This is a genomic window from Aquamicrobium sp. (assembly GCF_023954335.1).
In the GTDB taxonomy this organism is placed as follows: domain Bacteria; phylum Pseudomonadota; class Alphaproteobacteria; order Rhizobiales; family Rhizobiaceae; genus Aerobium.
Window position 1 is genome coordinate 1,908,159 of the sequence record NZ_JAMLIE010000001.1, and the last position, 24,110, is coordinate 1,932,268.

Below are 24,110 nucleotides of genomic sequence, written 5' to 3' on the forward strand. Positions count from 1 at the left end.
TTCAGGTGAGTGACAGCGAGATCAGGCTCGGCGAGTTCGGCTTCGCCGGCGACGACCATGTGGTTCCGTTCGAGGTGGACGCGCTCGACCTGCGCGGCCGCGCCGTGCAGCTCGGCCCGGTGCTCGACGCGATCCTGCCGCGCCACGGCTATCCCGAGCCGGTCGCCAACCTGCTCGCCGAGGCGATGGTGTTGACGGTGCTTCTCGGCACGACGCTGAAGTTCGAGGGCAAGTTCATCGTCCAGACCCGCACCGACGGACCGGTCGATCTGCTCGTCGCCGATTTCTCGACGCCGCATTCGCTGCGTGCCTATGCCCGCTTCGACGCGGAACGGCTGGAGGCGGCGGTTGCCGCCGGCCGCACCGCGCCTGAGGAGCTGCTCGGCAAGGGCGTGCTGGCGCTGACCATCGACCAGGGCGCCTTCATGCAGCGCTATCAGGGCATCGTCGAGCTCGACGGCGCCTCACTGGAGGAGGTCGCGCGTACTTACTTCCGCCAGTCGGAGCAGATCCCGACCGACGTGCGCCTCTCCGTCGCCCGCCAGATCGTGCCGGGCGCGGACGGCCCCGTCGCCCACTGGCGCGCCGGCGGCCTGCTCGCCCAGTTCCTGCCCGAGGCGCCCGAGCGCATGCGCGCGGCCGACCTGCCCGGCGGCGACGATCCGAACGGCGATGACGGCGATGCAGCGGACGGGGACGACGCCTGGGCCGAGGTGCGCTCGCTTCTCGGCACCATCTCGCCCGACGAGCTGTTCGACCCGACCGTCGGCTCCGAGCGGCTGCTCTATCGCCTGTTCCACGAGCACGGCGTGCGCGTCTTCGACAGCGTCGCGATCGAGGACGACTGCTCGTGCTCGCGCGAGAAGATCCGCGCCATCCTCGACGGCTTCACCGCGGAGGAGATCACCGAGAGCACCGAGAACGGCACGATCCGGGTGTCGTGCGAGTTCTGCTCCCAGCACTATGAGTTCGATCCGGCCGAGTTTTCCGCCGCGCGATAGAACCGGTCCTTGCGCCGCCCCGCCCGACCATGCACCATAGCGGGGCAGGCAAGGAGGTTCGCATGCGATTTTCCGTCCTCGCGGCACTGGCCGTCTCGGTCGCGTTGCCGGCCACGGCCGCCGAGGTTTCCCTGACCCTGTCCATTCCCGTGACCGGCGCGGCCGGCGTCGAGTCGAAAAGCGTCGCCTATGAGTGCGACGGCCGCGCCATTGCCGTCACCTGTCTCAACGCCGGCACCGTCTCGCTCGCCGTTCTCGACATCGACGGCGAGACCGTGGTCGCCGCCAATGTCGTCTCGGGCTCGGGCGCGCGCTATGCGGGCGGACGCCATGTCTGGTGGAGCAAGGGCGAGGCGGCCGACCTCTACGATCTGATGGGCGAGGGCGGCGAGGACACGCCTGCGGAAAGCTGCCGGGCCGCCGGATAGGACCGGCCGGCTTCCCTCGCCACTATGGTTAACCGGCGCGGAAAGCATTCGTGAACGCCTGAGGCGGCATGCTGTCGCCTTGTCAATCGGTGGCGCGGGGGCGCATGGAGCAATTCGGGGAAAGGCGTGAAGCGCCTTTCCGTCCGGGATTGCGGGAGAACAGAAGCCGGAGCGATCCGGCGGTGCGCCATGACATACAGGATGATCTCGATCGTTGCCGCGGCCGCGGCTTTCGCCTTGCTGTTCTCGGCGCTGGTGAAGCAGTCGGACAGGATGATCAGGCCCGAAGGGGCGAAGGTGGCCTGTCAGGAGACCGCCGGCGGCTGCGCGCGCGCCTTCACCCGCTGACAGCCTTAATCAATGGTCAACGCCTGATGTGCATCATCGGCCCGAGGGAGCCGGCAGGGAAGCCGGATTTGCGGGCCGAGCGATGGCGGAAACATATGCAACGCGCGCCGAGATGCGCGAGGAGACGGCGGAAGCCGTCTGCGAGATCGCGATCTGCCTCGCACAGGCGATTCACGAGATCGATCCGCAGGCGCATCGCCGCATGAACTTCAATGCCGGCAAGGCCTACAACCGGCTGCTCGCCGAGCGCCGGCCGCTGGCCGCCGACATCCTCTACCGCTTCGGCCGCGCGCTGATGAATACGGAGCTGTTTCCCGAAGGGGAGGAGGGGCCGGCCTTCGCCGAGGACGAGGACGGCTGATCGCGCTCAGTTCACCAGCCGGCCGCTGTCCGGCAGGTCGAGCGAGAAGGCCGGAATCTCGATCTCGAAGAAATCGCCCGCGCCGTTCCGCACCGTATAGCTGCCGGCCATGAAGCCCGACGGCGTGCGCAGCGGGCATCCCGACGTGTACTGGAAGCTGTCGCCGGGATCGAGCTCGGGCTGCTCGCCGACGACGCCGGGCCCACGCACCTCCTCGGTGCGGCCGAGCCCGTCGGTGATGCGCCAGTGGCGCGCCAGCACCTGGATCGGGTCGTCCGAATGGTTGGCGATGGTGACGCGATAGCCCCACACATAGCGCTGCTCCTCCGGATCGGACTTCGCCTCCAGATAGAACGGCTCGACGGCCACCTCGATATTGCGCGTCACGCTGCGGTACATTTTCCCGATCCACGGCCGGCGGCTGGCATGCCGCCCTTCTTGGACAGACGGCCGGTGTGCCGCCCTTCCTGGAATTGGACAAGCCGGCATGGCGAAACTGTGACTGCCACGCCGGCTTCGCGTCTTATCCGGCTTTGGCCAGCGCCCGGTCGAGGTCCTCGATCAGGTCGTCGACGTCCTCCAGCCCGATCGACAGGCGCAACGTGCCGCCGAGGATGCCGACCGTCTCGCGCGCCTCGTCGGTCAGGTTCTTGTGCGTCGTCGTCGCCGGGTGGGTGATCAGGCTCTTGGCGTCGCCGAGATTGTTGGAGAGCTTGATGATGTCCAGCCCGTTCAGCAGCGCGAAGGCGTTGTCCTTGCCGCCCTTGACGTCGAAGCAGATCAGCGTCGAGCCGCCGGTCATCTGCCTGGCCACGATGTCGGCCTGCGGGTGGTCGTCGCGGCCGGGATAGATGATGCGCGACACCGCCTTGTGCCGGGCGAGATGGTCGGCGATGCGCGCGGCGGCCTGCGTCTGGTGGGCGACGCGCAGCGGCAGCGTTTCCAGCCCCTTCAGCAGCGTCCACGCGTTGAACGGCGACAGCGACGGCCCGGTGTGGCGGAAATAGTCGTGCAGCTCCTCCTCGATCCACGCCTTGTCGGACAGGATGATGCCGCCGAGGCAGCGGCCCTGGCCGTCGATGTGCTTGGTCGCCGAATAGACGACGACATGCGCGCCGAGCTCCAGCGGCTTCTGCTGCAAGGGCGTGGCGAAGACGTTGTCGACCACCAGCCGCGCGCCCGCCTCGTTGGCGATTTCCGCCACCGCCGCGATGTCCACCACCTCGAGCGTCGGGTTGGTCGGGCTTTCGAGGAAGAACAGCTTCGTATTCGGCCGCACGGCGGCCTTCCATTCGTCGAGGCTGCGGCCGTCGACCAGCGTCGCCTCGATGCCGTAGCGCGGCATCAGCGTCTCGACCACCCAGCGACAGGAGCCGAACAGCGCGCGCGCCGCGATCACGTGGTCGCCCGCCTTGGCGCTGCACAGGAGCGCCGCCGCAACCGCGGCCATGCCCGACGCCGTGGCGCGCGCGTCCTCGGCGCCCTCCAGCGCGCACATGCGCTTCTCGAACATGTCGACGGTCGGGTTGGCGTAGCGCGAATAGATGAAGCCCGGCTCCTCGCCCTTGAAGCGGGCCTCGGCCCCTTCCGCCGTGTCGTAGACATAGCCCTGCGTCAGGTAGAGCGCCTCCGAGGTCTCCCCGTAGGGCGAGCGCATCGTGCCGGCATGGACCATCGCGGTTGCGGGTTTCCAGTTGCGCTTCGTCTCGTTCGTCATCGCCCTCTCCAGACACAAAAAAACCGGCCGCAAGTCGCGCGCCGGTTTCCTCTCGGTCCCTTTAGCGACTTGTTTAACGTGGCTGCAAGCCGACCGGCAAATCACCACGGGATAAAGCCCCTTTACGCCTGCCTTCGGCTTGCGTCAATCGCCATCCGCGCTAAACCTCATTGCCCGTTATCCAGCGGGACATGGAGGGAGAAACGCGCGTGCGCACCACAGGCATCCTGCCGGATCGCGACATTGCCGGCCTGTTTTCGGCCGGCGCGCTGATGGCCGCCCGCCCGCTCGACGCCGACCAGATCCAGCCGGCCAGCCTCGACCTGCGGCTGGGCGCCAAGGCCTATCGCGTGCGCGCCAGCTTCCTGCCGGGGCCGTCGAGCGACGTCGCCGGCAAGTTAGAGCGGCTGAAGCTGCACGAGATCGACCTGACGAACGGCGCGGTGCTGGAGACGGGCTGCGTCTATGTCGTGCCGCTTCAGGAGCGGCTGGCGCTGCCCGCCGACATTTCCGCCTCGGCCAACCCCAAGAGCTCGACCGGCCGGCTCGACATCTTCACCCGCGTCATGGCCGACCATGCGCAGGAATTCGACAAGATCCCGGCCGGTTACGCCGGCCCGCTGTTCATGGAGGTGAGCCCGCGCACCTTCCCCATCGTCGTGCGCGAAGGCTCGCGCCTGTCGCAGGTGCGGTTCCGCAAGGGCCATGCCCTCCTGTCCGAGGACGAGCTGCACGGCCTCCACGCCGCCGAGACGCTGGTCGCCTCGGAAGCGCCGAACATCTCCGGCGGCGGCATCGCGCTGTCCATCGACCTGACCGGCAACGCCGACGGGCTGATCGGCTACCGCGCCAAGCATCACACCGCGGTCGTCGACGTCGACAAGCGCGCGGCGCAGGACGTCGACGATTTCTGGGAGCCGCTCCATGCGCGCGGCCGCCCCGAGCTGATCCTCGACCCGGACGAGTTCTACATCCTCGTCAGCCGCGAGGCCGTGCACGTGCCGCCGCTTCACGCCGCCGAGATGACGCCGTTCGACCCGCTGGTCGGCGAGTTCCGCGTCCATTATGCCGGCTTCTTCGATCCCGGCTTCGGCCATTCGGCCGCCGGCGGCACCGGCGCGCGCGCCGTGCTGGAGGTGCGCAGCCACGAGGTGCCGTTCATCCTCGAAGACGGGCAGATCGTCGGCCGCCTCGTCTACGAGCACATGCTCGCCCGGCCGGACCGGCTCTACGGCGCGGACATGAAGTCCAACTATCAGGCGCAGGGGTTGAAGCTGTCCAAGCATTTCCGCGCCTAGCGTCCGCCTTCCACCCGCAGTGCCCGCATCTCCTCGCGCAGCGCCCTGATCTCGGCGAGGATCGCCTCCTGCTCCTGCTGAAGCGCCGAGCGGTCCTGCGCGGCGGCGTTCTCATGCTCCTCCTCCATCGCCGAGACGATGATGCCGATAAACAGGTTGAGCACGGCGAAGCTGGTGACGATGATAAAGGGCAGGAAGAACAGCCATGCATAGGGGTGGGTCTCCATCATCGGCCGCACCGTGCCGGTCGACCACGAATCCATGGTCATGATCTCGAACAGCGTGTAGGCCGACGCGCCGATCGAGCCGAAGGTCTCCGGGAACGTGGCGGAATAGAGCGTCGTCGCCATCACTGCGAACACGTAGTAGACGAGGCCGAGCAGCAGGACGATCGACCCCATCCCCGGCAGCGCCCGCACCAGCCCGCTGACCACCCGGCGCAGCGACGGCACGACGCTGACGAGGCGCAGCACACGCAGGATGCGCAGCGCCCGCAGGACGGACAGGTTCCCCGTCGCCGGCACCAGCGCGATGGCGACGACGAGGAGGTCGAATACCCTCCACGGATCGCGGAAGAAGGCGACGCGATAGACGAGGAAGCGGGCGGCGAGCTCGGCGACGAAGACGGTCAGGATCGCGGTGTCGAGGAAGGAGAGCAGCGGGCCGAACCGGGCGACCGCCGCCGGCGAGGTCTCCAGCCCGAGCGTGATCGCGTTGACGATGATGAGGGCGACGATCGTCGCCTCGAAGCGGCGCGATTCGATGAGCGTTTTTAGCGCATCCACGGGACGGTTTCTCCGGCGGGACAGGGGTGGATCGGGTGTCGCGGATTCCTAGAGCATTTTGCCGCCGGACGGAATCGTCCGGCGCCGCACGAATGCGGTTGATACCGACGAATGGGGCACCGAAGCGGCATTCGCCGCGATGCCCGTCGCTCCCGATGCCGCGCGGGACGGATCAAGTTGCCGCTTGACAGAAAGCCCCGCGCCCGCGATCTATGTGCGGCGCGCGGGCGTAGCTCAATGGTAGAGCGAGAGCTTCCCAAGCTCCAGACGAGGGTTCGATTCCCTTCGCCCGCTCCAGGTGCTTCCGCGGACGCCCATTGAAATCCGCCTGAAGCCGCGATTTCCCGGCCGCGCTTGCCCGAAGCCGCCGTCGTGCGGGCGGATGCTGCGCCCTGCAACCCGAAACCCTTCAGCCGCCGCGCTGTCACGGTGTCGCCGGATCACCTCGGCTACCTTGCCGGGATCGGGCAGGCTCAGCCGCCGCAGGCGGTCTATATGGCCCGAGCGGTCGGCGATCAGATGGCAGAGGCGGCGCGGTCGTTCGCGGCGAGAGCCGTCGCGCCGTCTTGCCAGCTTGAGGGAGGGCTCCCTAGCGCAGGCCCAGCGCCAGCATCACGTTGGGCAGGGCCGGCACGGTGAGCACGAGCGCGCCCGCCAGCCACAGCGACGTCGTCAGGGCCGGGTTGGCCCCGCCGCTGATCCGCTCGTGGATGGCGGCCGGAACGCCGGAAACCATGATCGTCAGCGTCGACAGGATCAGCGCGCTCGCCATGTAGACGAGCTGGGCGTATTGCGGCAGCCATGCCGGATACCAGATCGGATAAAGCACGAAGACGGCCAGCAACCATGGCGAGAAGATGCCGTTGACGATGGCGACCGCCATGATCGGGACGAGGGCGTTCCTGTTCATCGTCAGCTCCCCTGTCCGCCGGCGACGGGCGCGAGGCCGAACCGAAGCAGGATGAGGAACCAGCCCAGCCGCGCCAGCATCAGCCACAGCACGCCGAACGTCATCACCACGCCGTGGCTGAGCACGGAGGGCGTGATGAAACGGACCAGCCTGAGGTATGGATCGGTCACGCGCCGGAAGAAGCGCCAGATGTAGTTGTCCCAGTCCGCCGGCACGAACAGGCCGAGCACCATGCGCCCGAGCAGCGTGTACATCAGCGCCGCGAGCACGAAATTGGGGATGTGGAAATACCAGTAGGACCAGAAAGTCATTCGCACGCCAGAAACCGGAGGGGAAATCCATTGACCGTGTCCGGGGACAAGGAAAGCGGGGTCCGTCGCCGGACCCCGCCTTGTTTCGCGACCGACGGCGCTATGCCGTCTTTTCCTCCATCAGCGTCTTGCCGCGCGGGACGCGCAGCTCGTCGATGAAGTCCTGCATCTCCTTCGACGGGGCCCTGGTCATCAGCGAGACGGCGATCATGACCGCGAAGCCCACCGGCAGGCCGAAGGCGGCCGCCGACAGGTTCTTCACGCCCCACCAGCTCGCGATGGTCTGGGCATAGCTGTCGAGCGCGGTCCACGCCGCTGCCTGCGCATCGCCGGTGGCTGCCGCGTAGGCCGCCTTGAGCTCGGCGAAGCGTGCCATCTGCTCGGGCGTCGCACTCGACAGCCAGCTCCACGTCTCCACGAAGCCGACCGCGCCGTAGCGGGTGCCGAGCAGATAGTAGAGGCAGATGCCGAAGCCGGCGATGATGCCCGCCACCGCGCCCGTGCCGTTGGTGCGCTTCCACCACACGCCGAGAACGAGGGCGGGGAACAGGCCCGCCGCCGCCAGCGAGAACGCCCACGACACCATGGCGAGGATGTCGGCCGGCCGCGTCGAGGCGACATAGGCCGCCGCGAGTGCCACCAGCACCAGCAGCACGCGCGACACGATCAGCCGGCGCGATGTCGGCGCGTTCGGGTCGATCATCTTGTAGTAGATGTCGTGGCTGAGCGCGTTGGCGATGGCCAGAAGCAGGCCGTCCGCGGTCGACAGAGCCGCCGCCAGACCGCCTGCCGCCACCAGGCCGGAGATGACATAGGGCATGCCCGCCATTTCCGGTGTCGCCAGCACGATCATGTCGGCGTTGAGCGCGATGTTGGAGAAGGCGATCTGCTCCACCCCCTGCGCCGAGCATGCCGCCGCGATCGCCTCGACGCTGACCGCGGCCTGGCCGCAGATGCGTACCAGCGCGCCGTCGGCCTGGGCCCAGTTCAGCATCCAGCCCGCCTTGTCGGCGATGTTGTCAGGCGTGAGCCCGCTCTGCACCAGCTCCAGCATCGTCCACTTCGCGAAGGCGGCGTAGGCCGGCGCCGTGAAGTAGAGGATGAAGATGAACAGCAGCGACCATGCCACCGAAGCGCGCGCCTCGCGCACCGACGGCGTGGTGAAGTAGCGCATCAGGATGTGCGGCAGCGAAGCCGTGCCGACCATCAGGCACAGGATGAGCAGGAAGTAGTTGAGCGCATCGTAGCCGCCCGAAACGAACGGCGTGATGTGGCTCACCGCGATGCCCTGCGCCTGCTCGAGCGCGACGATGTTCTGCAACGCCTGGCCCTGCATGAGCTGCGGGATCGGCACGCCGGTCATGACCGTCGACATCCAGATCGCCGGGATCAGGTAGGCGATGATCAGCACGATGTACTGGGCGACCTGCGTCCATGTCACGGCGCGCATGCCGCCGAGCATCGAGCAGACCAGGATGCCGGCCAGACCCACATAGACCGCGAAGGTGAAGTCGAGGCCGAGGAAGCGGGAGGCGATGATGCCGGTCGCGAAGATCTGCGCCACCACATAGGTGAACGAGCACGAGAACAGCACGACGATGCCGACGAAGCGGGCGAGGTTGCCGCCGTAGCGCGCCGACAGGAAGTCGGGCACGGTGTAGGCGCCGAACTTGCGCAGGAACGGCGCGACGAGGATCGCCACCAGCACGTAGCCGCCGGTCCAGCCAAGCACGAAGGCGAGGCCGTTGTAGCCGAGAAGGTAGAGCGTGCCGGCCATGCCGACGAAGGACGCGCCGGACATCCAGTCCGCGCCCGTCGCCATGCCGTTGTAGATGGCCGGGACGCGCCGGCCTGCCACGTAGTATTCGCCGACCTGCATGGTGCGGCTCATGATGCCGATCACCGCGTAGATCAGGATGGTGAAGGCCACGAACAGGTAGCCGATGATGACGTTCGGCACGCCCATGGCGTTCAGGATCGCCATCAGGATGATGAAGACGATGAAGCCTCCGGTGTACATCGTGTACACCTTGTTGAGATTGGCGGTGAAGCTGTCGCCGCCCGAAGTTGTTGCCATTGTCGTCTCCCCCGATCAGTCTTCAGCGACGCCGTGTTCCTCGTCGATGGCGTTCTGCTTCCTGGCGAAGACGAACAGCATGACGACGAACGCGATCAGCGAGCCCTGCGCGGCCATGTAGAAGCCGAGCGGGAAACCGAGGATGACGATCTTGTTCAGCGCATTGACGAACATGTGGATGATGAATCCGAAGAAGACCCACAGACCCAGCATGATGTACATAAGGCTTCTTGTTTTTTCCCAATGCCGTGCGCGATCCGAAGTGCTCATTCGCGGTACCTATCCTCCCTTTGATCCCCGGTCCTCTCCTCGACCGGCACAGATGCTGTTGATAAACCCGAAAGACATGCCCTCCTAGCAAGAGTCTCGCGGATACCGTTGAAGACTCACACGTCAATCTTCAGACCCGTGGCCCCATCGACAAATCGATTGCTACCATCTGTTGGTTATCTTGTCATTTGGCTTCGATTCCGGTTTTCCACACGGCCAGCCTTGCAGATGCCTGCGGGAATCCGGGGAACCGGCTGGCGCGATTGCGGGTGCGGAGCTAGGATCAGGCGCCCGACCGGGAGGAGACCGACACGCATGGGATTGCTCGACAGGCTGGGCTCCAGCCTCTTCGGACGCGCTGCGCCGATTGATCGCGCCGACAGGCTGGCCGATTTCATCGACAGCCGGGCCGCCTTCATGTGCCAGAAATGCGTGGTGGAGTTCTGCCGCGTGCGCGCCGGCGTCTACTGGCAGAAGCTGTTCAGCGAGGAGGAATTCATCGAGCAGCTCGGCAAGGCGAACTGGAAGGCGTTTCCTCCCGCCGTCGGCATGCTCGCAGAAATGGTGGAAGGCGTCTTGCGCGAGCCCGCCGGCTTGCGCCAGCGCGCGCTGCCGCAAGCGCTGGGCGCGACGTGCCGGGCGGTCTTCTCGCGCCATCCCGTACCGGACGGTCTTCCTGCGAGTTTCCGGGACGAGGCGGCGGCCCTCGTCGACGAGCGGCTTCAGGCGACGCAATTCGCAGCGCCGCGCCCGGTGCGCGCCATTCCCGACCCGCTGGCAAGGCTGGTGTTTCAGGCGCTGCCGATCCACGAGAGCATCGTGACCAACGACTACGACTACATCTTCAACAATCTGCGCATGAACCTGCTGCGCTTTCATTCCGATTTCCTGGACGCGGTCGATGCTCCGGCGCTGCTGGACGATCTCCTCGGTTCCAGCCGGGATTGAAGGATCGGCGTCGGAACGGCGATCCCGCTCAACGGAACATCAGGTCGCGCACCAGTTGCGGCATCGACTGGAGACGCCGGATCAGCGCCTTCAGCTCGGCTTGTTCCTCGCGCCGGATCGCTGCGGGCTCGACGCGGTTGGAGACGGGAACACCCGCATAAATGTCGCGGATCTGCTGGTCGAGCAGCAGGCCGATCAGGAAAACGTGACCGGCGAGCATCGCCTTCATGTCTTCCTTGCCGCCGATGTCGAGAGACAGCAGCCCCTCGAGCCGGGCACGCGTGCTCACAGCCCGTATGTCATGGTGGATCGCCAGGGCGCGCGCCGCCGCGACGATCGGGAACAGGCCGTGCATCTTGACGTCGAGCCGGCCGTCCTCGAGATGCAGCCCGCCCATGAACGTGAAGGGATTGCCGGCCGCGATCTGCTCGCCCAGAAGCTTCGCGAAGGTCGGCTCCGCATGGCCGCGCGCATAGGCGTGTCCGAAAAGCGCCTCGCCCAGCGCCGCGTCGCCATGCACGGGTTTCAGGTCGTAGAAGATGTCGACGTTGAGCAGGTCTTCCGGCCGCAGCCGCCGAATCCATCCGTCTATGCGCTCCGTCCATGTCCGGAGGCTGCCGCGAAAGGCGGCGTTCCTGGCCATGACCCCGCCCTTGCAGTAGGGCACGCCGGCCGCGTCGAGGATGTCGGCTAGCCTGGCGCCGAGCGCCGCGAACCATCGGTCCTCGGCGCCGTCCGGCTCGCCCTGCGCGAAAACGATCGCGTTGTCCTGATCGGGCGCCAGAAGGCTTTCCCCGCGTCCGCCGGACCCGAGCACCAGCACGGCGTAAGGGCAGGGCGCCGCGCCGTGTCCCTCCGCCCGCATCGCCTGCTCGGCGAGGACGGCGGCCCGGCGCGTCAGCGCGCGCAATTCCTCGCTGACGATCTCGGCGATGATGCGCGGGTCGATCTCCTCGGCGAGCAACGCGCGCGCGACGCCCGGCAGCATCGCCCAGGCGTCGGCGAGTCCGGCGGCATCCGCGGCGTGCTCGATCCTGTCTTCAAGATCGATCGCGGCGGCGGCGCGCAGCCTCAGGAGATCGCGCGCCGACAGGACGCCGGCCAGCATGCCGGCATCGTCGCGCACGGCGAGATGGCGGATCTTCAGCCGGTCCATCCGGCCGATGGCGCGGTAGGCGAAGGCGTCGGCACGGACGCTGGCGAGCGGCCGCGAGGCGATGGCGCCGGCCGGCACGTCCAGCGCGTCGCTGCCGCCGCCGGCGATCTGCCTCATCACGTCGCGCTCCGTGACGATGCCGTAATCCGCAACGGGCTGGTCCGGCCGGCCGGGCCCGGACACCAGCACCGAGCTGATCTTGCGGCCTGTCATCAGTTCGACGACCCGGCGCAGGGGTTCTTCTTCCTTCACCACGACCGGCGGATGGCTCATGAGGCTGCCGACGCGATGGCGGTATGCGTAAGGGTCGACAGACTGGAAGGCGGGCGGCCGGGGACGCGACACCGGCTCGACCCAGCCCGCGCGATGGCCGGCCTCGAGATCGCGCGACAGGGCGAGGCAGGCGAGTTCCGCTTCGCCCAGCGTGCGCACGTTGCGCTTGCGCAGTTCTGGCAGCAGCGCGACGAACACCTCTCCCGCCGCCGCCGCATCGCCAAGGGCGGTGTGCCGGTCGGCGATCTCCACGCCGAGCCAGCCGGCGACCATCTCCAGCGAATGGTCCGCGAGGTTGGGATTCGCGACGCTCGCGAGAAGTCGGGTGCACAGCGCGCGCGGCTTGATCCACGGCAATCCTGCGGCACGGCATTCGCGCTCCATCACCGCCAGGTCGAAGCCGATGGAGTGGCCGACCAGCACGCGCGTGCCGGCGAAGTCCTGGAACCGTGTCCATGCCGCGGCGAAATCCGGCTGGCCGACAAGCCGGTCGTCCGTGATGCCGTGGATGCGGGAGGAGGCCGGCGGGACGGCTTCGCCGGGATCGACCAGAACATCGAAGCTGCGCTCCGGTTCGATCTTGCCGCCCGAGATGCCGACAGCGCCGATCTGCAGGATGCGGGCCCTGGTTGCATCCAGTCCGGTCGTTTCCGTGTCGACGGCAATCCCGGCGATTGCGATCAGCGGTGTCGCGCCGGTAGCAGGCTTCATTTTCCGTCTCCCAGAGATCGCCGAAAGCCCGGCCATCGGCAGCATAGAGCAGGCCCGAACGCAGCGACAAGGCCGGAGTCACGCGGCATCGTCTCCCTATTGTGACTTGAAGCCGGCCCTGGCCTCGGTCATTCTAGGTTTGCGGCTGAGGCGACAGATGGGCCAGATCAGGCGGATCGCATTGCAGTGCGTCGGGCGGGCGGTCATGTTCGGTTCGCTCGCGATCGGCTGCGTCATGGTTGGCTTTTCCTTCAACCCCGTATCCGCCTTCCGGTCGGGCGCGTTCATGGCGCTGATGATGGCGGCGGTGCTGATGTGGAAGGCGCTGACTGCCGGCACCACGAACCCCAGACGCACGGAGGTCTGGCTCTACCTCGACGAAAAGACCCGCCCGATCGATGCCGCGGCGCAGAAGGTGTTCCGCACGGTGATGCGCGAGGTCTACGTATTCTATGCGTGGATCGTGCTGGGCGCGGCGGTCGGCCTCTTCGCGCTTTCGTTTGTCATGATGCTGTTCGGCCTGAGCGGCCATTTGCCGTAGCGTCGCCACGCGGCAGTCCTGGCTAGGCCTTGAGTTCCTTGAGGATTCGCTCCGCCGCCGCCGCGATCCAGAAAGAAGGATGCCGCGCCGCCTTTTCGACGAGGGCGGGCGACAGGCCGAGCGCGCGGGCGCGGCCGTAGTCGGCTTCGGCGATGTCGATGTAGCCCGCCACCCTCAATGCGCGCGGCAGGGCGGCCTCGGGCTGCGCCGCGATCTCGGCCCGCAGCCTTTGCACGTCCGTGCCGAGCCCGGCGCGATCGATGCCGGTGAGCGTGACGAGCGCCTCGATGACCGCGCGCGCTGCCTCGCGGCGGCGGGGCTTCTGCCAGTCCTCCAGATCGTTGCTCGGCGTATTCCAGTAGCCGCTCGCCTTGAGGAACGCGCCGAGATGCAGGAAGGGGGCATGGGCGTCCGCCAGCTCCTCTGCGGGGGCGGCGTCCTCCGCCCCGCCGGGGAGGAGATCGAGAACCATCTCAAGCACCCGCTCCTGCTGCCTCGCCCGGCGCGCCAGCCGCTCCGGGGCGAAGACGTCCCAGCGGGCGATCACCCGGTCGGCATCCTCGTCGCGGCCGGCGGAACGGTACAGCGCGATGACATTGCGGTTGAACCTGACCGGCGGGGGAGTTGTCCCCTCGCTGATCTTCGCGGTGAGGGCGGCGAGAAGCGCGTTGCTCCTTTCGGCGGGGAGTTCCCTGAGGAATTCCCCGAACATCGCCGACGCGCAGGCGATGGCGAGGTCCTGCACGTCGTCGCGCGCCGTCGAGTCCGGCGGCGGGCCGAAATCCTCGGGATGCATGCCGAGCGCCGGCAGGTCGAGAAACAGGGCGGCGAGGGCGTCGAGGTCGTAGTGCCGCGGCCCGGCCGTCGCGAGGCAGGCCCAGGCGGCAAGCTGAACCCAGTTCCGCGGGTCGTCGCGCAAGGCGCTTGCCCGCTGCGCAACCTCGTCCGGAAAGGCTTTCGCGGCGCGCAGCAGCGGCGGGCAGGCGAGACCGGCTGCCGTTGATGCCGAGAGGACGAGCGCGAAGGCCGCGTCCAGGATTTCCGCCACGAGCGCTGCCGGCAGCTCGCCGCCGCCGTCCGCGATCAGGGAAAGGCACTGGCCGATCCGCACGGACTGCGGCCCGCCTTCGTCGCCCTGCGCCAGCAGGGCGCGGGCGACGGGCGCGGCGAGGCCGAGGCTGCCAGCGAAGTTGAGCAGCTCGATGGAGGCGGCATGACGCGCCTGGGCGAGGATCGCGGCATCGCGTGCCCCGGCCGGAAGGCTCGCCAGATAGCGCGCGCCTGCATATTCGCCCAGCGTCTTGTGGACGAACAGCAGCATCTCCTCGCCGGCATGGCGCACCCGCTCGACCAGCCCGGTCTGCTGCCAGAAGGCGAGGCATTCCTCGAACGCCGTCTCGGCCTTGAGCCGTGATACGCCGAGCTCGTCGGCGAGAATGTCTGCGCATTGGGCGCGGACCCGGCCCAGCCGTGCGCCCGGATTGGTGGTCAGCACCCAGCCCAGCACCTCGGCGCAGCGGATCGCGAGGCTTCCCAGAGGCCGGGCGTCGACGCGCGCATTCGGCGCCTGCTCGATCCGCTCGAACACGCGCGTGTAAAGGTCGGTCCGGCCGTCGCCGAACTCCACCCGATGCATGCCGAGCAGCACGGCGAAGCCGAGGAGCAGCGGGCTGTGGGTCAGCAGCTCGCTGTCGCGGTTGCGCCGGAGCTGCCGCTCGACGAAGGCACGAACGGCGCGCCGCTCGGCGGGCGCGTCGGGATGGATGCCGGCGAGAAGGCGCTCGACATGGTCCCCCGCGCGGGAGGGATCGAGCGCCAGCATCTCGTAATGGCGCCAGCCGGCGAGGTGCGGCGTCTCGTAGCCGATCGGCCGCGTGGTGACGACCGCGCGGCAGCCCGGATGGCTCTCGCAGAACGCGGCGAGGTGGCGGGCGATGAGGTCCTGCGCGTCGCCGGCCTCGTCGAGCCCGTCGCACAGCAGCACGCCGGATGCGAGGAAGGCCGGCGCGATCGCCTCGGGGGAGACGCCGGAATCGTGGAGGCCGAGCGTCAGCACGCTTTCGAGGAACGTCGCGCCGCGGCTGAGGGGCAGCGCCAGCGCCTTCACGTCCACCCGGACGACCGGGAAACCGTCCCGCGCATAGGCCAGCGCCAGCTTGCGGGTCAGCATGCTCTTGCCGAGGCCGGGGCCGCCGACGACGACGCAATGCCTGTAGAACCGGCCGATGGAGATGTTGGCGATGCTCGGGATCAGGATGTTGGCCGCCTCATAGCCGCCGTCCCTGTGGAACGCCCGTATCTCCTCGATCGTCGCCGGCTTACCCGTCTCCGCGATCATCGGGACGATGATCGGCAGGTCGACCCATGCCGTGTCCATCGAAAGCAGCCGGGTCACGCCGAAGATCGAGAAGGAGCGGTTGGCGGCGACGACATGCCGCCGCAGCCGTGCCTCGGCCTCGCGGCGAAGCGCCTCGTCCATGCGCCCGGCCGCCCTCTGCTCCCGGAACGGCACCCGGCTGGACGTCGCGTCCTGGAAAACGCGCAGCAGCTCCGCCCTGGTCAGGGGCGGGGCGTTGTCGGTGCGGGCCGCCTCGACCGCGGCGCAGTAGAGCGCGTCATATGCCTTCTGCGCGTCCTGCGGGTATACGCCGAACGTCTCGCCGTGCCTGACCAGCTGATAGTCGATCTGCGCGCGCAGGTCTTCGCGGCTTTCCCTCGTGCTCCATTCGATCGGCAGGATCAGCCGCTCGATCATTTTGGCCGGCGCCGCCGTGTCGAGGTACGATCTGATCTCGGGCCGGATGTCCGGCTGCGCGCGCAGGAACGCCGCGATCAGCCCGGCATCGGCGAGTGAGGTGTCCGCCTGCGGCGCGGCGCGGATCGCCGACCAGAGCCGCAGCCCGGCGCGTACCTTGCCGAAAGGCCGGCCGCGCTCGATTCCGATGCCGGAGGTCGTCCAGTAATGGTAGCGGATGCGGTATTGGCGGTTCCGCTCGCGGTGCGTCCAGAAATCGTTGATCGCCGCGATCACGCCTTTCGTGCGAAGCGTGATGTTGCCCGAGCCGGCCGTCTCGCGGGCTTGGTTGAGCGCCGCGTCCTCGCCGGCGAGCCGGTCGAAATCCTCGGCTCCCTCCAGCACCAACCTCTCGACGTCGCCGAGGTCGAGCCAGGCACGGATGCTGCGCGCGATCTGGTAGTCGTAGCCGCGGAAGACATGCCTCGCCTGACGTCGCGGATCGGCATAAAGGCCAGCCATCGGCTCTGAATCGGACCGTGTCTCCATGGCTCCCAGCCTATAGCCGTGCTCGCGGCGGCGGAAGCGCCCTCCGCGCAAATCGCGGGTTTACCCGCCTTGACCCTGAACTTCGCTTCAAGGTTATGATCCGTTCCAAGAGGGAAGCCGGGGCCGGGAAGGATCGAAGGATGAGCAAGCGGATTCTGCATGTCGTCAGCAATGTCGCCCATTATGCCGACCCGTCCGAGCCGACCGGCTTGTGGCTATCGGAGCTGACGCATGCCTGGGACATCTTCGCCGAGAGGGGCTACGAGCAGCGCATCGTCAGCCCGAAGGGCGGCTCGTCGCCGCTGGAGCCGCGCGCCCTCAAATGGCCGCTTCTCGATGCCTCGGCGAAGGCGTGGCTCGCCGATAAGGCATGCATGGCGCTGCTGAAATCGACCGCCCGGTCCGACGAGATCGACCCGGCGGATTACGACGCGATCTATTTCACCGGCGGCCATGCGGTGATGTGGGATTTTCCCGACGACGAGGGGCTCCAGCGGATCACGCGCGCCATCTGGGAGCGCGGCGGCATCGTCTCCTCCGTCTGCCACGGCTATTGCGGCCTGCTGAACGTGAAGCTGTCGGACGGCAAGCTGCTGGTCGCCGGCAGGCGCGTCACCGGCTTTTCGTGGACCGAGGAAGTGCTGGCCGGGGTCGCGAAGAAGATGCCCTACAACGCCGAGGACGAGATGAAGCGGCGCGGCGCGCGCTACGAGAAGGCATTCCTGCCCTTCCTCTCGCATGCCGTCGTCGACGGGCGGCTCGTCACCGGCCAGAACCCGTTCTCGGCCAGGGCGACGGCGAAGAAGGTCGCGGGCCTCCTCTAACAGCGGCCGCCCTTGCCGAGGAGCCTGACGTCGCCGGCCGCCATGGTCGGTTTGTCGATCCCGTCGCCCAGCACGCGCGTCAGCACCCGCCGGGCGTTGGCGGCGCAGTCGATGTCGTCGGGCCGCGCCTCGATCTCGGCGATGAGCGCGACGAGCTGCGCCTTGCTCTGGCCGAGCCGCGCTTCCAGCGCCTCGATGTCGGCCACCTTGCGTTCCAGCGCCTCGATCAGCGCGCCGTGCTGCCATTGCTCCAGATCGGACGGCATCAGCGTGCGGATCTCGTCGAGGCTGAAGCCGGCCTTCTGCGCCGTCGCGATCAGGTCGAGCACGACAGCCGCCTCGGGCGGATAGGTCCGGTATCCGTTCGGACGGCGCTCGACCGTCTTCAGAAGGCCGATGCTCTCGTAGAAGCGGATGCGCGACTGGGTGAGGCCGCTCCGCTTCGCCAGTTCCCCGATCTTCATGCTCGACGCGCCTCTGAGAAAAAACCTCTTGACCCTCAACTTAACTTAAACGTTAGGAAGCGTCCAGATCACGAACTGGAGGCCGCTCATGTCGCTGTTTTCCCCGCTGACGCTGCCCAACGGCGCCGTCGTCCCCAACCGCATCGCCAAGGCCGCGATGGAGGAGAACATGGCCGACGACGACCACGCGCCGTCCGCCGCGCTGCTACGCCTCTACGAGGCGTGGGCCGCGGGCGAGGCCGGGCTGATCGTCACCGGCAACGTCATGGTCGACGCCCGCGCCATGACCGGCCCCGGCGGCGTGGTGCTGGAGGACGAGCGCCATCTCGAGCGCTTCGCGGCATGGGCTAAGGCCGGCCGCGCGCGCGGCGCGCAGTTCTGGATGCAGATCAACCACCCGGGGCGGCAGATGCCCGCCTCGCTCGGGCAGGAGACGCTGGCGCCGTCGGCGATCGCCGTGAACATCGGCGCGCTGTCGCGGCAGTTCCCGATGCCCCGAGCGATGACGGCGGCCGACATCGCCGAGGTCGAGCGCGGCTTCGTCGCGACCGCGCTGCTCGCCGAGCGCGCCGGCTTCACCGGCATCGAGGTCCATGCCGCGCACGGCTATCTCCTCAGCCAGTTCCTGTCGCCGCTGTCGAATCGCCGGCAGGACAAGTGGGGCGGCAGCCTGGAGAACCGCGCGCGCCTGCTGCTCGACATCGTGCGCGGCATCCGCGCCGCGGTCGCGCCCGGCTTCGCGGTGGCGGTCAAGCTCAACTCGGCCGATTTCCAGCGCGGCGGCTTCTCGCCGGAGGATGCGCGGGACGTGGTGGCGATGCTGGCCCCGCTCGGCGTCGATCTTGTCGAGCTTTCCGGCGGCAGCTACGAGGCGCCGGCGATGATGGGCTCGACCCGCGACGAGCGCACGCTGGCGCGCGAGGCCTATTTCCTCGACTTCGCCCGCGAGATCGCGACGATCGCGACCATGCCGCTGATGGTCACGGGCGGCATCCGCCGGCGCGAGGTGGCGGACCGGGTGATCGACGGCGGCGTCGCCATGGCCGGCATCGCCACCGCGCTCGCCATCGCGCCGGACCTGCCGCGCAACTGGCGCCTCGGTCGGCCGGACGTCCCGGCGCTCAGGCCGATCGCCTGGAGAAACAAGCAGCTCGCCTCGTCGGCGCATATGGCGGCGGTCAAGTACCAGCTGACCCGCCTGAGCCGGCGCCGGCGCACCGCCCCCGGTGTCTCGCCGGCCTGGGCGCTGCTCGTCTCGCAGGCCGATGCCCGCTGCCGCGCCGGCCGCTACCGCCGCTGGATGAAGGAGCGGAGGGCGGCGGCCTGACGACCGCGTGCCTCATGCCTCATGCCTCTCCCGCCGTCTCCATGTCGCCGGGCAGGTCGAGATAGCCTTGCGCGAGCAGGAATTCGCGAATGGCGAACGCCGCCGCTTCCTCTATCGACAACGGACTCAGCTCGGTGCCGAGACGGTGCAGCGCGCCCGCTTCGTCGGGCATCAGCTCGATGGTCAGTATCATGATTTTCTTCCCCCGCTATGCGCGCCGGCCAGCCGGCGCGGCGCGCCCCTTGCGCCTCAACACCTCGTAAGAAGCAGCGACGACGGCCTGCCGCCGGCCCTGACGAGCGTGTCGCGAGGCCGGTCGTCCGGGGAACGGGAGATATGAGGATCGTTCATCTGAAAACTCGCCGGTTTAGAGTCGGGGAGTTCAGAACTCTCTGACAGGAGAGCGCCCGCGCCTTTAGGATCGCTCCCTGGACATACGCGCGGGCCTCCCCGACGCTAATCGGAGCGTGCACTCACGGCTGCACTGAGCCGCTGTCAGAGGGGTTCTGACGCCCCAGCCCTCCTTCGGAGAGCCAAGGAAGCATTATCGGATCGGACAGACGCCTTCAATGGCGCGGCGGGTCCTTCGATCCATCACGATCGGTTACACAGCCGTCTTATTGACGGAGGCCCAGAGAGCAAGCTTGGCAGCGCCCCCGAAAGGGGAGGGCTAAAGCCGGAACGTCCAGTAGAGGCAGGCGAGCGTCGCCGCGACGAAGACGACGAAGAAGAGCGTGCGCAACAGCACGTTGCGCCGCAATTCGTTCATGGCGAGATGGGCGGCGACGATTCCCGCCGCGAACACGAACTGCCAGTCGACGAGAACCCACAGCGCCGCGCGGTTGCCGAAGCCGAAGCGCGCCGCCTGCACGCCGACGATGGTGGCGAAGAGGACGAGCGCAGCCGAGTAGACCGGCGTCGCGCCGTTGGCGTGGACGAAGCCCGCGGCCCTGAGCGGCAGGATCATCATCAGCACGCCGGTGAACGCGTAGAGCGCGGCGAGCGGCACGAAGGTCGCTGCGTTGGCGATGCCGTCGAGCCGGGAAAGGCCGAGATTGCCGAAGGCGTAGCCCTTGAGCGTCAGCGCGATGCTCAGCGCCGCCAGGAGCCCGCTGAGAACGGCGACGAGCAGGAAGGCGGCGAGGGTTCGGTTCATGGTCTGCTCCGACGGGAATCGTCATCCAGCCAATAGAGCATTTCGCGGCCGGACGGAATCGCCGGCCGCAAAGCCAGGGCTAGCGGCCGTTGACGAGGTCGGCGGCGATGCCCATGCGGCCGGTCAGGCGCATCTTGTAGACCTGATAGTTCTCCATCACCCGCTGCACGTAGCTGCGCGTCTCGGTGAAGGGGATGCGCTCGATCCAGTCGACGACGTGCTCGACCGGCTTGCCGCGCGGATCGCCGTAGCGCTCGGCCCATTGCTGGGCGCGGCGCGGGCCGGCATTGTAGCCGGCGAAGGTCAGCACGTAGGAGCCGTTGAAGCGGCCGAGCTGCTCGCTCAGATAATGCGCGCCGAGCGTGGCGTTGTAGCCGGGGTCGCTGGTGAGCCGCCCTTGCGAATAGGAAAGACCGGCCTTCTTCGCCACTTCCTTTGCCGTGCCGGGCATGAGCTGGAGAAGGCCGAGCGCGCCCGCGCCCGAGCGGGCCGTGGTATTGAACTCGCTTTCCTGCCGCGCGATGGCGTAGGCGAGCGCCTTGCCCGAGCCGGAGATGTTGGCGTTGGCGGGGATCGCCCCGGTCGGGTGCGACAGCGCGCCAACGGGCAGGCCGCGCGCCGCCGCCCACTTGCCGACGCGCAGCGCGAGGAAATGGTTGCCCTGCCGCTCGGCCGAGACGGCGAGCAGCGCGAGCTCGCCGACGCTCGTCAGCTCCTGCGCCAGCCCGCGATAAAGCCCTTCGGCGCGGCGGCCGTGGCCGGCCTGCTCCAGCCGGCGGATCGCCTGCACCGCCTGCCGGTTCTCGAAATTGCGCCGGTCGGCGTCAGACGGCGACGGGTAGGCGGCCGAGATCGCGCTGCGGCCGAGCTTGGCCGCGGCGAGCTGGCCGTAGAAGGCGGTGCCGTACTGCGCCGCTCGCTCGTAATACTGGCGCGCATTGCCCGGCCCGCAGGCTTCCGCCGCGCGGCCGAGCCAGTAATAGGCCCGCGACAGCGAGATCGGCCCGTCGGCGATCTCGGCGATGCGGGCGAAGTGGCGCGCGCCGGTCCTGGCGTCGCCCGCGCCGCGGAACGCATACCAGCCGGCGTGGAACTCGGCGTCGACCGCGAGCGCGGGGCTTTCGGCCGCATGCGCCGCGGCCAACTGATAGGCGGTCCTGGCGTCGCCGAGGTCGAGCAGCTCGCGCGACAGCACCCGCCGCTCGACCCACCATGCGTCGGGATCGACCAGCGAGGCGGCCTCCTTCGGCGCCTTCAGCATCACGGCGGCGGCCTCGCGGTGCTTCTCGGCGCGGCGCAGCCGGCGCGATTCGGCGAAGATCCATGTTGCCCCGCGCTGCGCCTTCGGCACCGCGTCCATCAGGCCCTTGGCGTTCTTCTCGTTGCGGGTGACGGCGGCGAAGGCCTTGACCAGCGCGCCGCCCCCGGCAAGCCCCGCGACGCGCTCCGCCGAGGAGATGCGGTCGGCATAGAGCATGCGCTCCATGCGGAAGCGGTGGTCGGCGGCGGGGATGACCTTGCCGAACTCGCGGATGATCGCCTGCTCTTCCTTGGCATCGAGCTTCTCGGTGCGCCAGAAGCGGGCGAGCGCGGCGCGCGCCTGCGCCGTGTTGCCGGTGGCGAGATGCGCCCGCGCCAGCAGGATCGCGCCCTCTATCGTCTGCGGCTGCGAGGTGCCGAAGGCCGAAAGCACAGTGCGCGGGCCAGGGTTCTCGCGGTACATCGCCTTTTCCGAGCTGGCGCGCAGCCGCGCCATGCCCGGCCAGCCCGACAGCGCGTAGGCCGCCTCGGCGATCTCGCCGCTGGCGACGGCATCGGCCCCCGAGGTGGCGATCGCCCACATCAGGATGGCGCGGTCGAGAGAATTGGCGGGCAGGTTGTCGCGCACGACGCGGGCGCGGGCGATATTGCCAGAGGCCAGCGCGTCGAGGCCGTTCTTCAACTGGGTGACGGCGCCGCCGGTGGCGAGCTGCCCGGCCTTGACCGCCGCCTGGCCGGCTATCGCGCCGGTGGCGATGGTGGCGTCGATGGCGGCGGCGCTGGCGCTCGCATAGGGGCGCTCGAAGGGCAGCGGCCCGACGGACGGCAGGACGGTGTCGGCGCGCGCGAGGCCCGGTGCCACGAACGACGCCGCCATCAGCAGCGTCAGGCTCGCGATCGCCGCCCGGGCGAGGGGGGTGGCGGCAGGGGCGGCGAGGGGTCTGGCCAAGGGGCTGGCTTGCATGGAGTGTCGATCCCTGTTCCGGACAAGATACACGATGGACGGGTTTGCCACGACCCTATCCGTGGGCGGTGAACATGGCGTAAACGAAAGGTTAGCGCAGCGGGTCGGATTTTACCGAGCCACGATTTCCGCTTCTCTTGCCCGGCGGAAGCGGCAAGACTATGGTGCGCCGCCTTCGTCTGGGCTAGAAGCCGGCGAAGGGCAACGCCATCATGCCGGCCAGGCATCATCCGGGAGCAAGCATCATGTTCAGAGGGTCAATGACCGCGCTCGTCACGCCGTTCACGCGCGATGGTGCCCTCGACAAAGACGCTTTCCGCGCGCTGGTCGACTGGCAGATCGCGGAGGGCACCACCGGCCTCGTTCCGGTCGGCACCACCGGCGAGTCGCCGACGCTGTCGCATGGCGAGCATCGCGAGGTGGTCGAGCTCGCCGTCAAGACCGCGGCCGGTCGCGTGCCGGTGATCGCCGGGGCCGGCTCCAACAACACCGCCGAGGCGATCTCGCTCGCCCAGCATGCCGAGAAGGTCGGGGCGGACGCGGTGCTCGTCGTCACGCCCTATTACAATAAGCCGACGCAGAAGGGCCTCTACCTCCATTTCGCCGAGGTGGCGAAGGCGATCGCGCTGCCGATCATCATCTACAACATCCCGCCGCGCTCGGTGATCGACATGACGCCGGAGACGATGGGCAGGCTCGCGAACGACTTCGCGAACATCGTTGGCGTCAAGGACGCCACCGGCAAGATCGAGCGCGTCTCCGAGCAGCGGCTGACCTGCGGCAAGGACTTCATCCAGCTTTCGGGCGAGGATGCGAGCGCGCTCGGCTTCAACGCCCATGGCGGCGTCGGCTGCATCTCGGTCACGGCCAATGTCGCGCCGCGCCTGTGCGCCGAGTTCCAGGCGGCGACGCTCGCCAACGACAAGGAGCGCGCGCTGGAGCTTCAGGACCGGCTGATGCCGCTGCACAAGGCGATCTTCATCGAGCCGGGCGTTGCCGGCGCGAAGTACGCGCTGTCGCGCCTCGGCCGGGTCGAGAACGCCGTGCGCTCGCCGCTCGTCACCGTCGAGCCGGAGACGGCGGCGAAGATCGACGCGGCGATGCAGCATGTCGGACTGGTGAACTGACGCGCGCGTCGCGCGTTGCGGAAATCATGGCCAAGGACAAGAAACCCGACACCAACGGCAAGACCGTCGCGGAAAACCGTAAGGCCCGCTACTCCTACGAGGTGATGGACACCTACGAGGCGGGCCTTGCGCTGACCGGAACCGAGGTCAAGTCGCTGCGCGAGGGCCACGCCAACATCCAGGAAAGCTATGCCTCGGCCGAGGGCGGCGAGATCTGGCTCATCAACTCCTATCTGCCGGAATATCTCCAGGGCAACCGCTTCAACCACGAGCCGCGCCGCCGGCGCAAGCTGCTCCTGAAGAAGAAGGAGATGGCGAAGCTCGCGCAGGCGGTGGAGCGCGAGGGCATGACCATGGTGCCCCTGAAAATCTACTTCAACGAGCGCGGCCGCGCCAAGCTCCTGCTCGCCATCGCCCGCGGCAAGAAGCTGCACGACAAGCGCGAGACCGAAAAGCAGCGCGACTGGGCGAGGGAAAAGGGCCGGCTTTTGAAGGAGCGTGGCTGAGAGAAGCGAATAGGGGGTAGCGAATAGCGAATAGGGTTGGCTGCATAAACGCCCCATTCCCCTA

At 68.2% G+C, this 24,110-nt stretch carries 24 protein-coding genes, 1 tRNA gene, 1 pseudogene and 1 riboswitch; of the genes and pseudogenes, 12 read left to right on the forward strand and 14 right to left on the reverse strand.

From position 1 onward, the window contains the following. Positions 1-5 precede the first annotated feature (5 nt). The 4 genes from M9945_RS09500 to M9945_RS09515 all read left to right on the forward strand — a co-directional run bounded on the left by M9945_RS09500 (position 6) and on the right by M9945_RS09515 (position 2,138). Positions 6-1,001, forward strand: a complete 996-nt coding sequence (locus tag M9945_RS09500; RefSeq protein ID WP_367944307.1) for an Hsp33 family molecular chaperone — start codon at positions 6-8, stop codon at positions 999-1,001. 62 nt (positions 1,002-1,063) lie between these two features. After that, on the forward strand, positions 1,064-1,429 hold the full coding sequence (locus tag M9945_RS09505; RefSeq protein ID WP_367944308.1) for an MliC family protein: 366 nt from the start codon (positions 1,064-1,066) through the stop codon (positions 1,427-1,429). Between the two features lie 189 nt (positions 1,430-1,618). Then, the gene (locus tag M9945_RS09510) at positions 1,619-1,777 is read left to right on the forward strand and encodes a hypothetical protein (protein WP_367944309.1); all 159 of its coding nucleotides are present in this window, start codon (positions 1,619-1,621) and stop codon (positions 1,775-1,777) included. A gap of 82 nt (positions 1,778-1,859) precedes the next feature. After that, entirely contained in the window at positions 1,860-2,138 is a 279-nt protein-coding gene (locus M9945_RS09515) for a hypothetical protein (protein WP_367929972.1), read from the forward strand. 6 nt (positions 2,139-2,144) lie between these two features. Here M9945_RS09515 and apaG read toward each other — a convergent pair whose 3' ends face one another. Beyond that, entirely contained in the window at positions 2,145-2,537 is a 393-nt protein-coding gene (apaG, locus tag M9945_RS09520; protein ID WP_367929973.1) for a Co2+/Mg2+ efflux protein ApaG, read from the reverse strand. 124 nt (positions 2,538-2,661) lie between these two features. Continuing rightward, a complete protein-coding gene (locus tag M9945_RS09525) occupies positions 2,662-3,855 on the reverse strand; it encodes an O-succinylhomoserine sulfhydrylase (protein ID WP_367944310.1) in 1,194 nt (397 codons plus the stop codon). Positions 3,856-3,895: 40 nt separating this feature from the next. Continuing rightward, positions 3,896-3,973: riboswitch (SAM riboswitch) on the reverse strand. Between the two features lie 91 nt (positions 3,974-4,064). Here M9945_RS09525 and M9945_RS09530 point away from each other — a divergent pair. Next, positions 4,065-5,153, forward strand: coding sequence for a 2'-deoxycytidine 5'-triphosphate deaminase (locus tag M9945_RS09530; protein ID WP_367944311.1), 1,089 nt, complete (start codon positions 4,065-4,067; stop codon positions 5,151-5,153). Here M9945_RS09530 and M9945_RS09535 read toward each other — a convergent pair. After that, entirely contained in the window at positions 5,150-5,938 is a 789-nt protein-coding gene (locus M9945_RS09535) for an ion transporter (protein ID WP_367944312.1), read from the reverse strand. The two genes, M9945_RS09530 and M9945_RS09535, sit on opposite strands and share 4 nt — an antisense overlap. 223 nt (positions 5,939-6,161) lie before the next feature. Between M9945_RS09535 and M9945_RS09540 the strand changes: the two genes are divergently transcribed. After that, positions 6,162-6,235, forward strand: a tRNA-Gly gene (locus tag M9945_RS09540). 129 nt (positions 6,236-6,364) lie between these two features. Here the strand turns inward: M9945_RS09540 and M9945_RS09545 are convergent. The 5 genes and pseudogenes from M9945_RS09545 to M9945_RS09565 form a co-directional block, all read right to left on the reverse strand. Beyond that, positions 6,365-6,457, reverse strand: a pseudogene (locus tag M9945_RS09545) (GntR family transcriptional regulator); the annotation flags it as partial. A 70-nt stretch (positions 6,458-6,527) separates the two neighbouring features. Next, positions 6,528-6,848 (reverse strand): hypothetical protein, encoded by a 321-nt coding sequence (locus M9945_RS09550; RefSeq protein WP_367944313.1) that lies wholly within the window; start codon positions 6,846-6,848, stop codon positions 6,528-6,530. A gap of 2 nt (positions 6,849-6,850) precedes the next feature. Further along, on the reverse strand, positions 6,851-7,159 hold the full coding sequence (locus M9945_RS09555) for a YggT family protein (protein WP_367944314.1): 309 nt from the start codon (positions 7,157-7,159) through the stop codon (positions 6,851-6,853). A 100-nt stretch (positions 7,160-7,259) separates the two neighbouring features. After that, entirely contained in the window at positions 7,260-9,236 is a 1,977-nt protein-coding gene (locus tag M9945_RS09560) for a sodium:solute symporter family protein (RefSeq protein ID WP_367944315.1), read from the reverse strand. A gap of 15 nt (positions 9,237-9,251) precedes the next feature. Next, a complete protein-coding gene (locus tag M9945_RS09565; RefSeq protein WP_367944316.1) occupies positions 9,252-9,506 on the reverse strand; it encodes a DUF4212 domain-containing protein in 255 nt (84 codons plus the stop codon). Between the two features lie 315 nt (positions 9,507-9,821). Here M9945_RS09565 and M9945_RS09570 point away from each other — a divergent pair, with 315 nt between their 5' ends. Continuing rightward, a complete protein-coding gene (locus M9945_RS09570) occupies positions 9,822-10,454 on the forward strand; it encodes a hypothetical protein (RefSeq protein WP_367944317.1) in 633 nt (210 codons plus the stop codon). A gap of 28 nt (positions 10,455-10,482) precedes the next feature. Here the strand turns inward: M9945_RS09570 and M9945_RS09575 are convergent, their stop codons facing one another. Next, positions 10,483-12,594 (reverse strand): DUF294 nucleotidyltransferase-like domain-containing protein, encoded by a 2,112-nt coding sequence (locus M9945_RS09575; RefSeq protein WP_367944318.1) that lies wholly within the window; start codon positions 12,592-12,594, stop codon positions 10,483-10,485. 205 nt (positions 12,595-12,799) lie between these two features. Here M9945_RS09575 and M9945_RS09580 point away from each other — a divergent pair, with 205 nt between their 5' ends. Next, on the forward strand, positions 12,800-13,135 hold the full coding sequence (locus tag M9945_RS09580) for a hypothetical protein (protein WP_367929981.1): 336 nt from the start codon (positions 12,800-12,802) through the stop codon (positions 13,133-13,135). A gap of 22 nt (positions 13,136-13,157) precedes the next feature. Here the strand turns inward: M9945_RS09580 and M9945_RS09585 are convergent, their stop codons facing one another. Beyond that, positions 13,158-16,418 (reverse strand): NACHT domain-containing NTPase, encoded by a 3,261-nt coding sequence (locus M9945_RS09585; RefSeq protein ID WP_367944319.1) that lies wholly within the window; start codon positions 16,416-16,418, stop codon positions 13,158-13,160. 140 nt (positions 16,419-16,558) lie between these two features. Between M9945_RS09585 and M9945_RS09590 the strand changes: the two genes are divergently transcribed. Further along, positions 16,559-17,242, forward strand: a complete 684-nt coding sequence (locus M9945_RS09590; protein WP_367944320.1) for a type 1 glutamine amidotransferase domain-containing protein — start codon at positions 16,559-16,561, stop codon at positions 17,240-17,242. Here the strand turns inward: M9945_RS09590 and M9945_RS09595 are convergent. Beyond that, a complete protein-coding gene (locus tag M9945_RS09595; RefSeq protein ID WP_367944321.1) occupies positions 17,239-17,706 on the reverse strand; it encodes a MerR family transcriptional regulator in 468 nt (155 codons plus the stop codon). The genes M9945_RS09590 and M9945_RS09595 overlap by 4 nt on opposite strands. Positions 17,707-17,794: 88 nt before the next feature. On the opposite strand from M9945_RS09595, the gene M9945_RS09600 reads away from it, so the two are divergent. Beyond that, entirely contained in the window at positions 17,795-19,033 is a 1,239-nt protein-coding gene (locus tag M9945_RS09600) for an NADH:flavin oxidoreductase/NADH oxidase family protein (protein WP_367944322.1), read from the forward strand. A gap of 19 nt (positions 19,034-19,052) precedes the next feature. Here the strand turns inward: M9945_RS09600 and M9945_RS09605 are convergent, their stop codons facing one another. The 3 genes from M9945_RS09605 to M9945_RS09615 all read right to left on the reverse strand — a co-directional run bounded on the left by M9945_RS09605 (position 19,053) and on the right by M9945_RS09615 (position 22,413). Next, on the reverse strand, positions 19,053-19,226 hold the full coding sequence (locus M9945_RS09605; protein WP_367931334.1) for a hypothetical protein: 174 nt from the start codon (positions 19,224-19,226) through the stop codon (positions 19,053-19,055). A gap of 477 nt (positions 19,227-19,703) precedes the next feature. Next, complete coding sequence (locus M9945_RS09610) at positions 19,704-20,189, reverse strand: hypothetical protein (RefSeq protein WP_367944323.1); 486 nt, start codon at positions 20,187-20,189, stop codon at positions 19,704-19,706. A 79-nt stretch (positions 20,190-20,268) separates the two neighbouring features. After that, positions 20,269-22,413 carry a transglycosylase SLT domain-containing protein gene (locus M9945_RS09615; RefSeq protein ID WP_367944324.1) on the reverse strand — a complete coding sequence of 715 codons (2,145 nt, stop codon included), beginning with the start codon at positions 22,411-22,413 and terminating at the stop codon, positions 20,269-20,271. 245 nt (positions 22,414-22,658) lie between these two features. Here M9945_RS09615 and dapA point away from each other — a divergent pair, with 245 nt between their 5' ends. Both dapA and smpB read left to right on the forward strand, forming a co-directional pair. Then, complete coding sequence (gene dapA, locus M9945_RS09620) at positions 22,659-23,540, forward strand: 4-hydroxy-tetrahydrodipicolinate synthase (protein WP_367944325.1); 882 nt, start codon at positions 22,659-22,661, stop codon at positions 23,538-23,540. A 26-nt stretch (positions 23,541-23,566) separates the two neighbouring features. After that, entirely contained in the window at positions 23,567-24,046 is a 480-nt protein-coding gene (smpB, locus tag M9945_RS09625; protein ID WP_367931331.1) for an SsrA-binding protein SmpB, read from the forward strand. Positions 24,047-24,110: the final 64 nt, after the last annotated feature.

Bases quoted from the DNA above. Each gene is read 5' to 3' on its own strand.
- M9945_RS09575 (WP_367944318.1), bottom strand. From the start codon at position 12,594: ATGAAGCCTGCTACCGGCGCGACACCGCTGATCGCAATCGCCGGGATT.
- M9945_RS09615 (WP_367944324.1), bottom strand. From the start codon at position 22,413: ATGCAAGCCAGCCCCTTGGCCAGACCCCTCGCCGCCCCTGCCGCCACC.
- dapA (WP_367944325.1), top strand. From the start codon at position 22,659: ATGTTCAGAGGGTCAATGACCGCGCTCGTCACGCCGTTCACGCGCGAT.
- M9945_RS09525 (WP_367944310.1), bottom strand. From the start codon at position 3,855: ATGACGAACGAGACGAAGCGCAACTGGAAACCCGCAACCGCGATGGTC.
- M9945_RS09580 (WP_367929981.1), top strand. From the start codon at position 12,800: ATGTTCGGTTCGCTCGCGATCGGCTGCGTCATGGTTGGCTTTTCCTTC.
- M9945_RS09570 (WP_367944317.1), top strand. From the start codon at position 9,822: ATGGGATTGCTCGACAGGCTGGGCTCCAGCCTCTTCGGACGCGCTGCG.
- M9945_RS09595 (WP_367944321.1), bottom strand. From the start codon at position 17,706: ATGAAGATCGGGGAACTGGCGAAGCGGAGCGGCCTCACCCAGTCGCGC.
- M9945_RS09510 (WP_367944309.1), top strand. From the start codon at position 1,619: ATGACATACAGGATGATCTCGATCGTTGCCGCGGCCGCGGCTTTCGCC.
- M9945_RS09600 (WP_367944322.1), top strand. From the start codon at position 17,795: ATGTCGCTGTTTTCCCCGCTGACGCTGCCCAACGGCGCCGTCGTCCCC.
- M9945_RS09610 (WP_367944323.1), bottom strand. From the start codon at position 20,189: ATGAACCGAACCCTCGCCGCCTTCCTGCTCGTCGCCGTTCTCAGCGGG.
- M9945_RS09590 (WP_367944320.1), top strand. From the start codon at position 16,559: ATGAGCAAGCGGATTCTGCATGTCGTCAGCAATGTCGCCCATTATGCC.
- smpB (WP_367931331.1), top strand. From the start codon at position 23,567: ATGGCCAAGGACAAGAAACCCGACACCAACGGCAAGACCGTCGCGGAA.
- M9945_RS09585 (WP_367944319.1), bottom strand. From the start codon at position 16,418: ATGGAGACACGGTCCGATTCAGAGCCGATGGCTGGCCTTTATGCCGAT.
- M9945_RS09515 (WP_367929972.1), top strand. From the start codon at position 1,860: ATGGCGGAAACATATGCAACGCGCGCCGAGATGCGCGAGGAGACGGCG.
- apaG (WP_367929973.1), bottom strand. From the start codon at position 2,537: ATGTACCGCAGCGTGACGCGCAATATCGAGGTGGCCGTCGAGCCGTTC.
- M9945_RS09550 (WP_367944313.1), bottom strand. From the start codon at position 6,848: ATGAACAGGAACGCCCTCGTCCCGATCATGGCGGTCGCCATCGTCAAC.
- M9945_RS09565 (WP_367944316.1), bottom strand. From the start codon at position 9,506: ATGAGCACTTCGGATCGCGCACGGCATTGGGAAAAAACAAGAAGCCTT.
- M9945_RS09505 (WP_367944308.1), top strand. From the start codon at position 1,064: ATGCGATTTTCCGTCCTCGCGGCACTGGCCGTCTCGGTCGCGTTGCCG.
- M9945_RS09555 (WP_367944314.1), bottom strand. From the start codon at position 7,159: ATGACTTTCTGGTCCTACTGGTATTTCCACATCCCCAATTTCGTGCTC.
- M9945_RS09605 (WP_367931334.1), bottom strand. From the start codon at position 19,226: ATGATACTGACCATCGAGCTGATGCCCGACGAAGCGGGCGCGCTGCAC.
- M9945_RS09560 (WP_367944315.1), bottom strand. From the start codon at position 9,236: ATGGCAACAACTTCGGGCGGCGACAGCTTCACCGCCAATCTCAACAAG.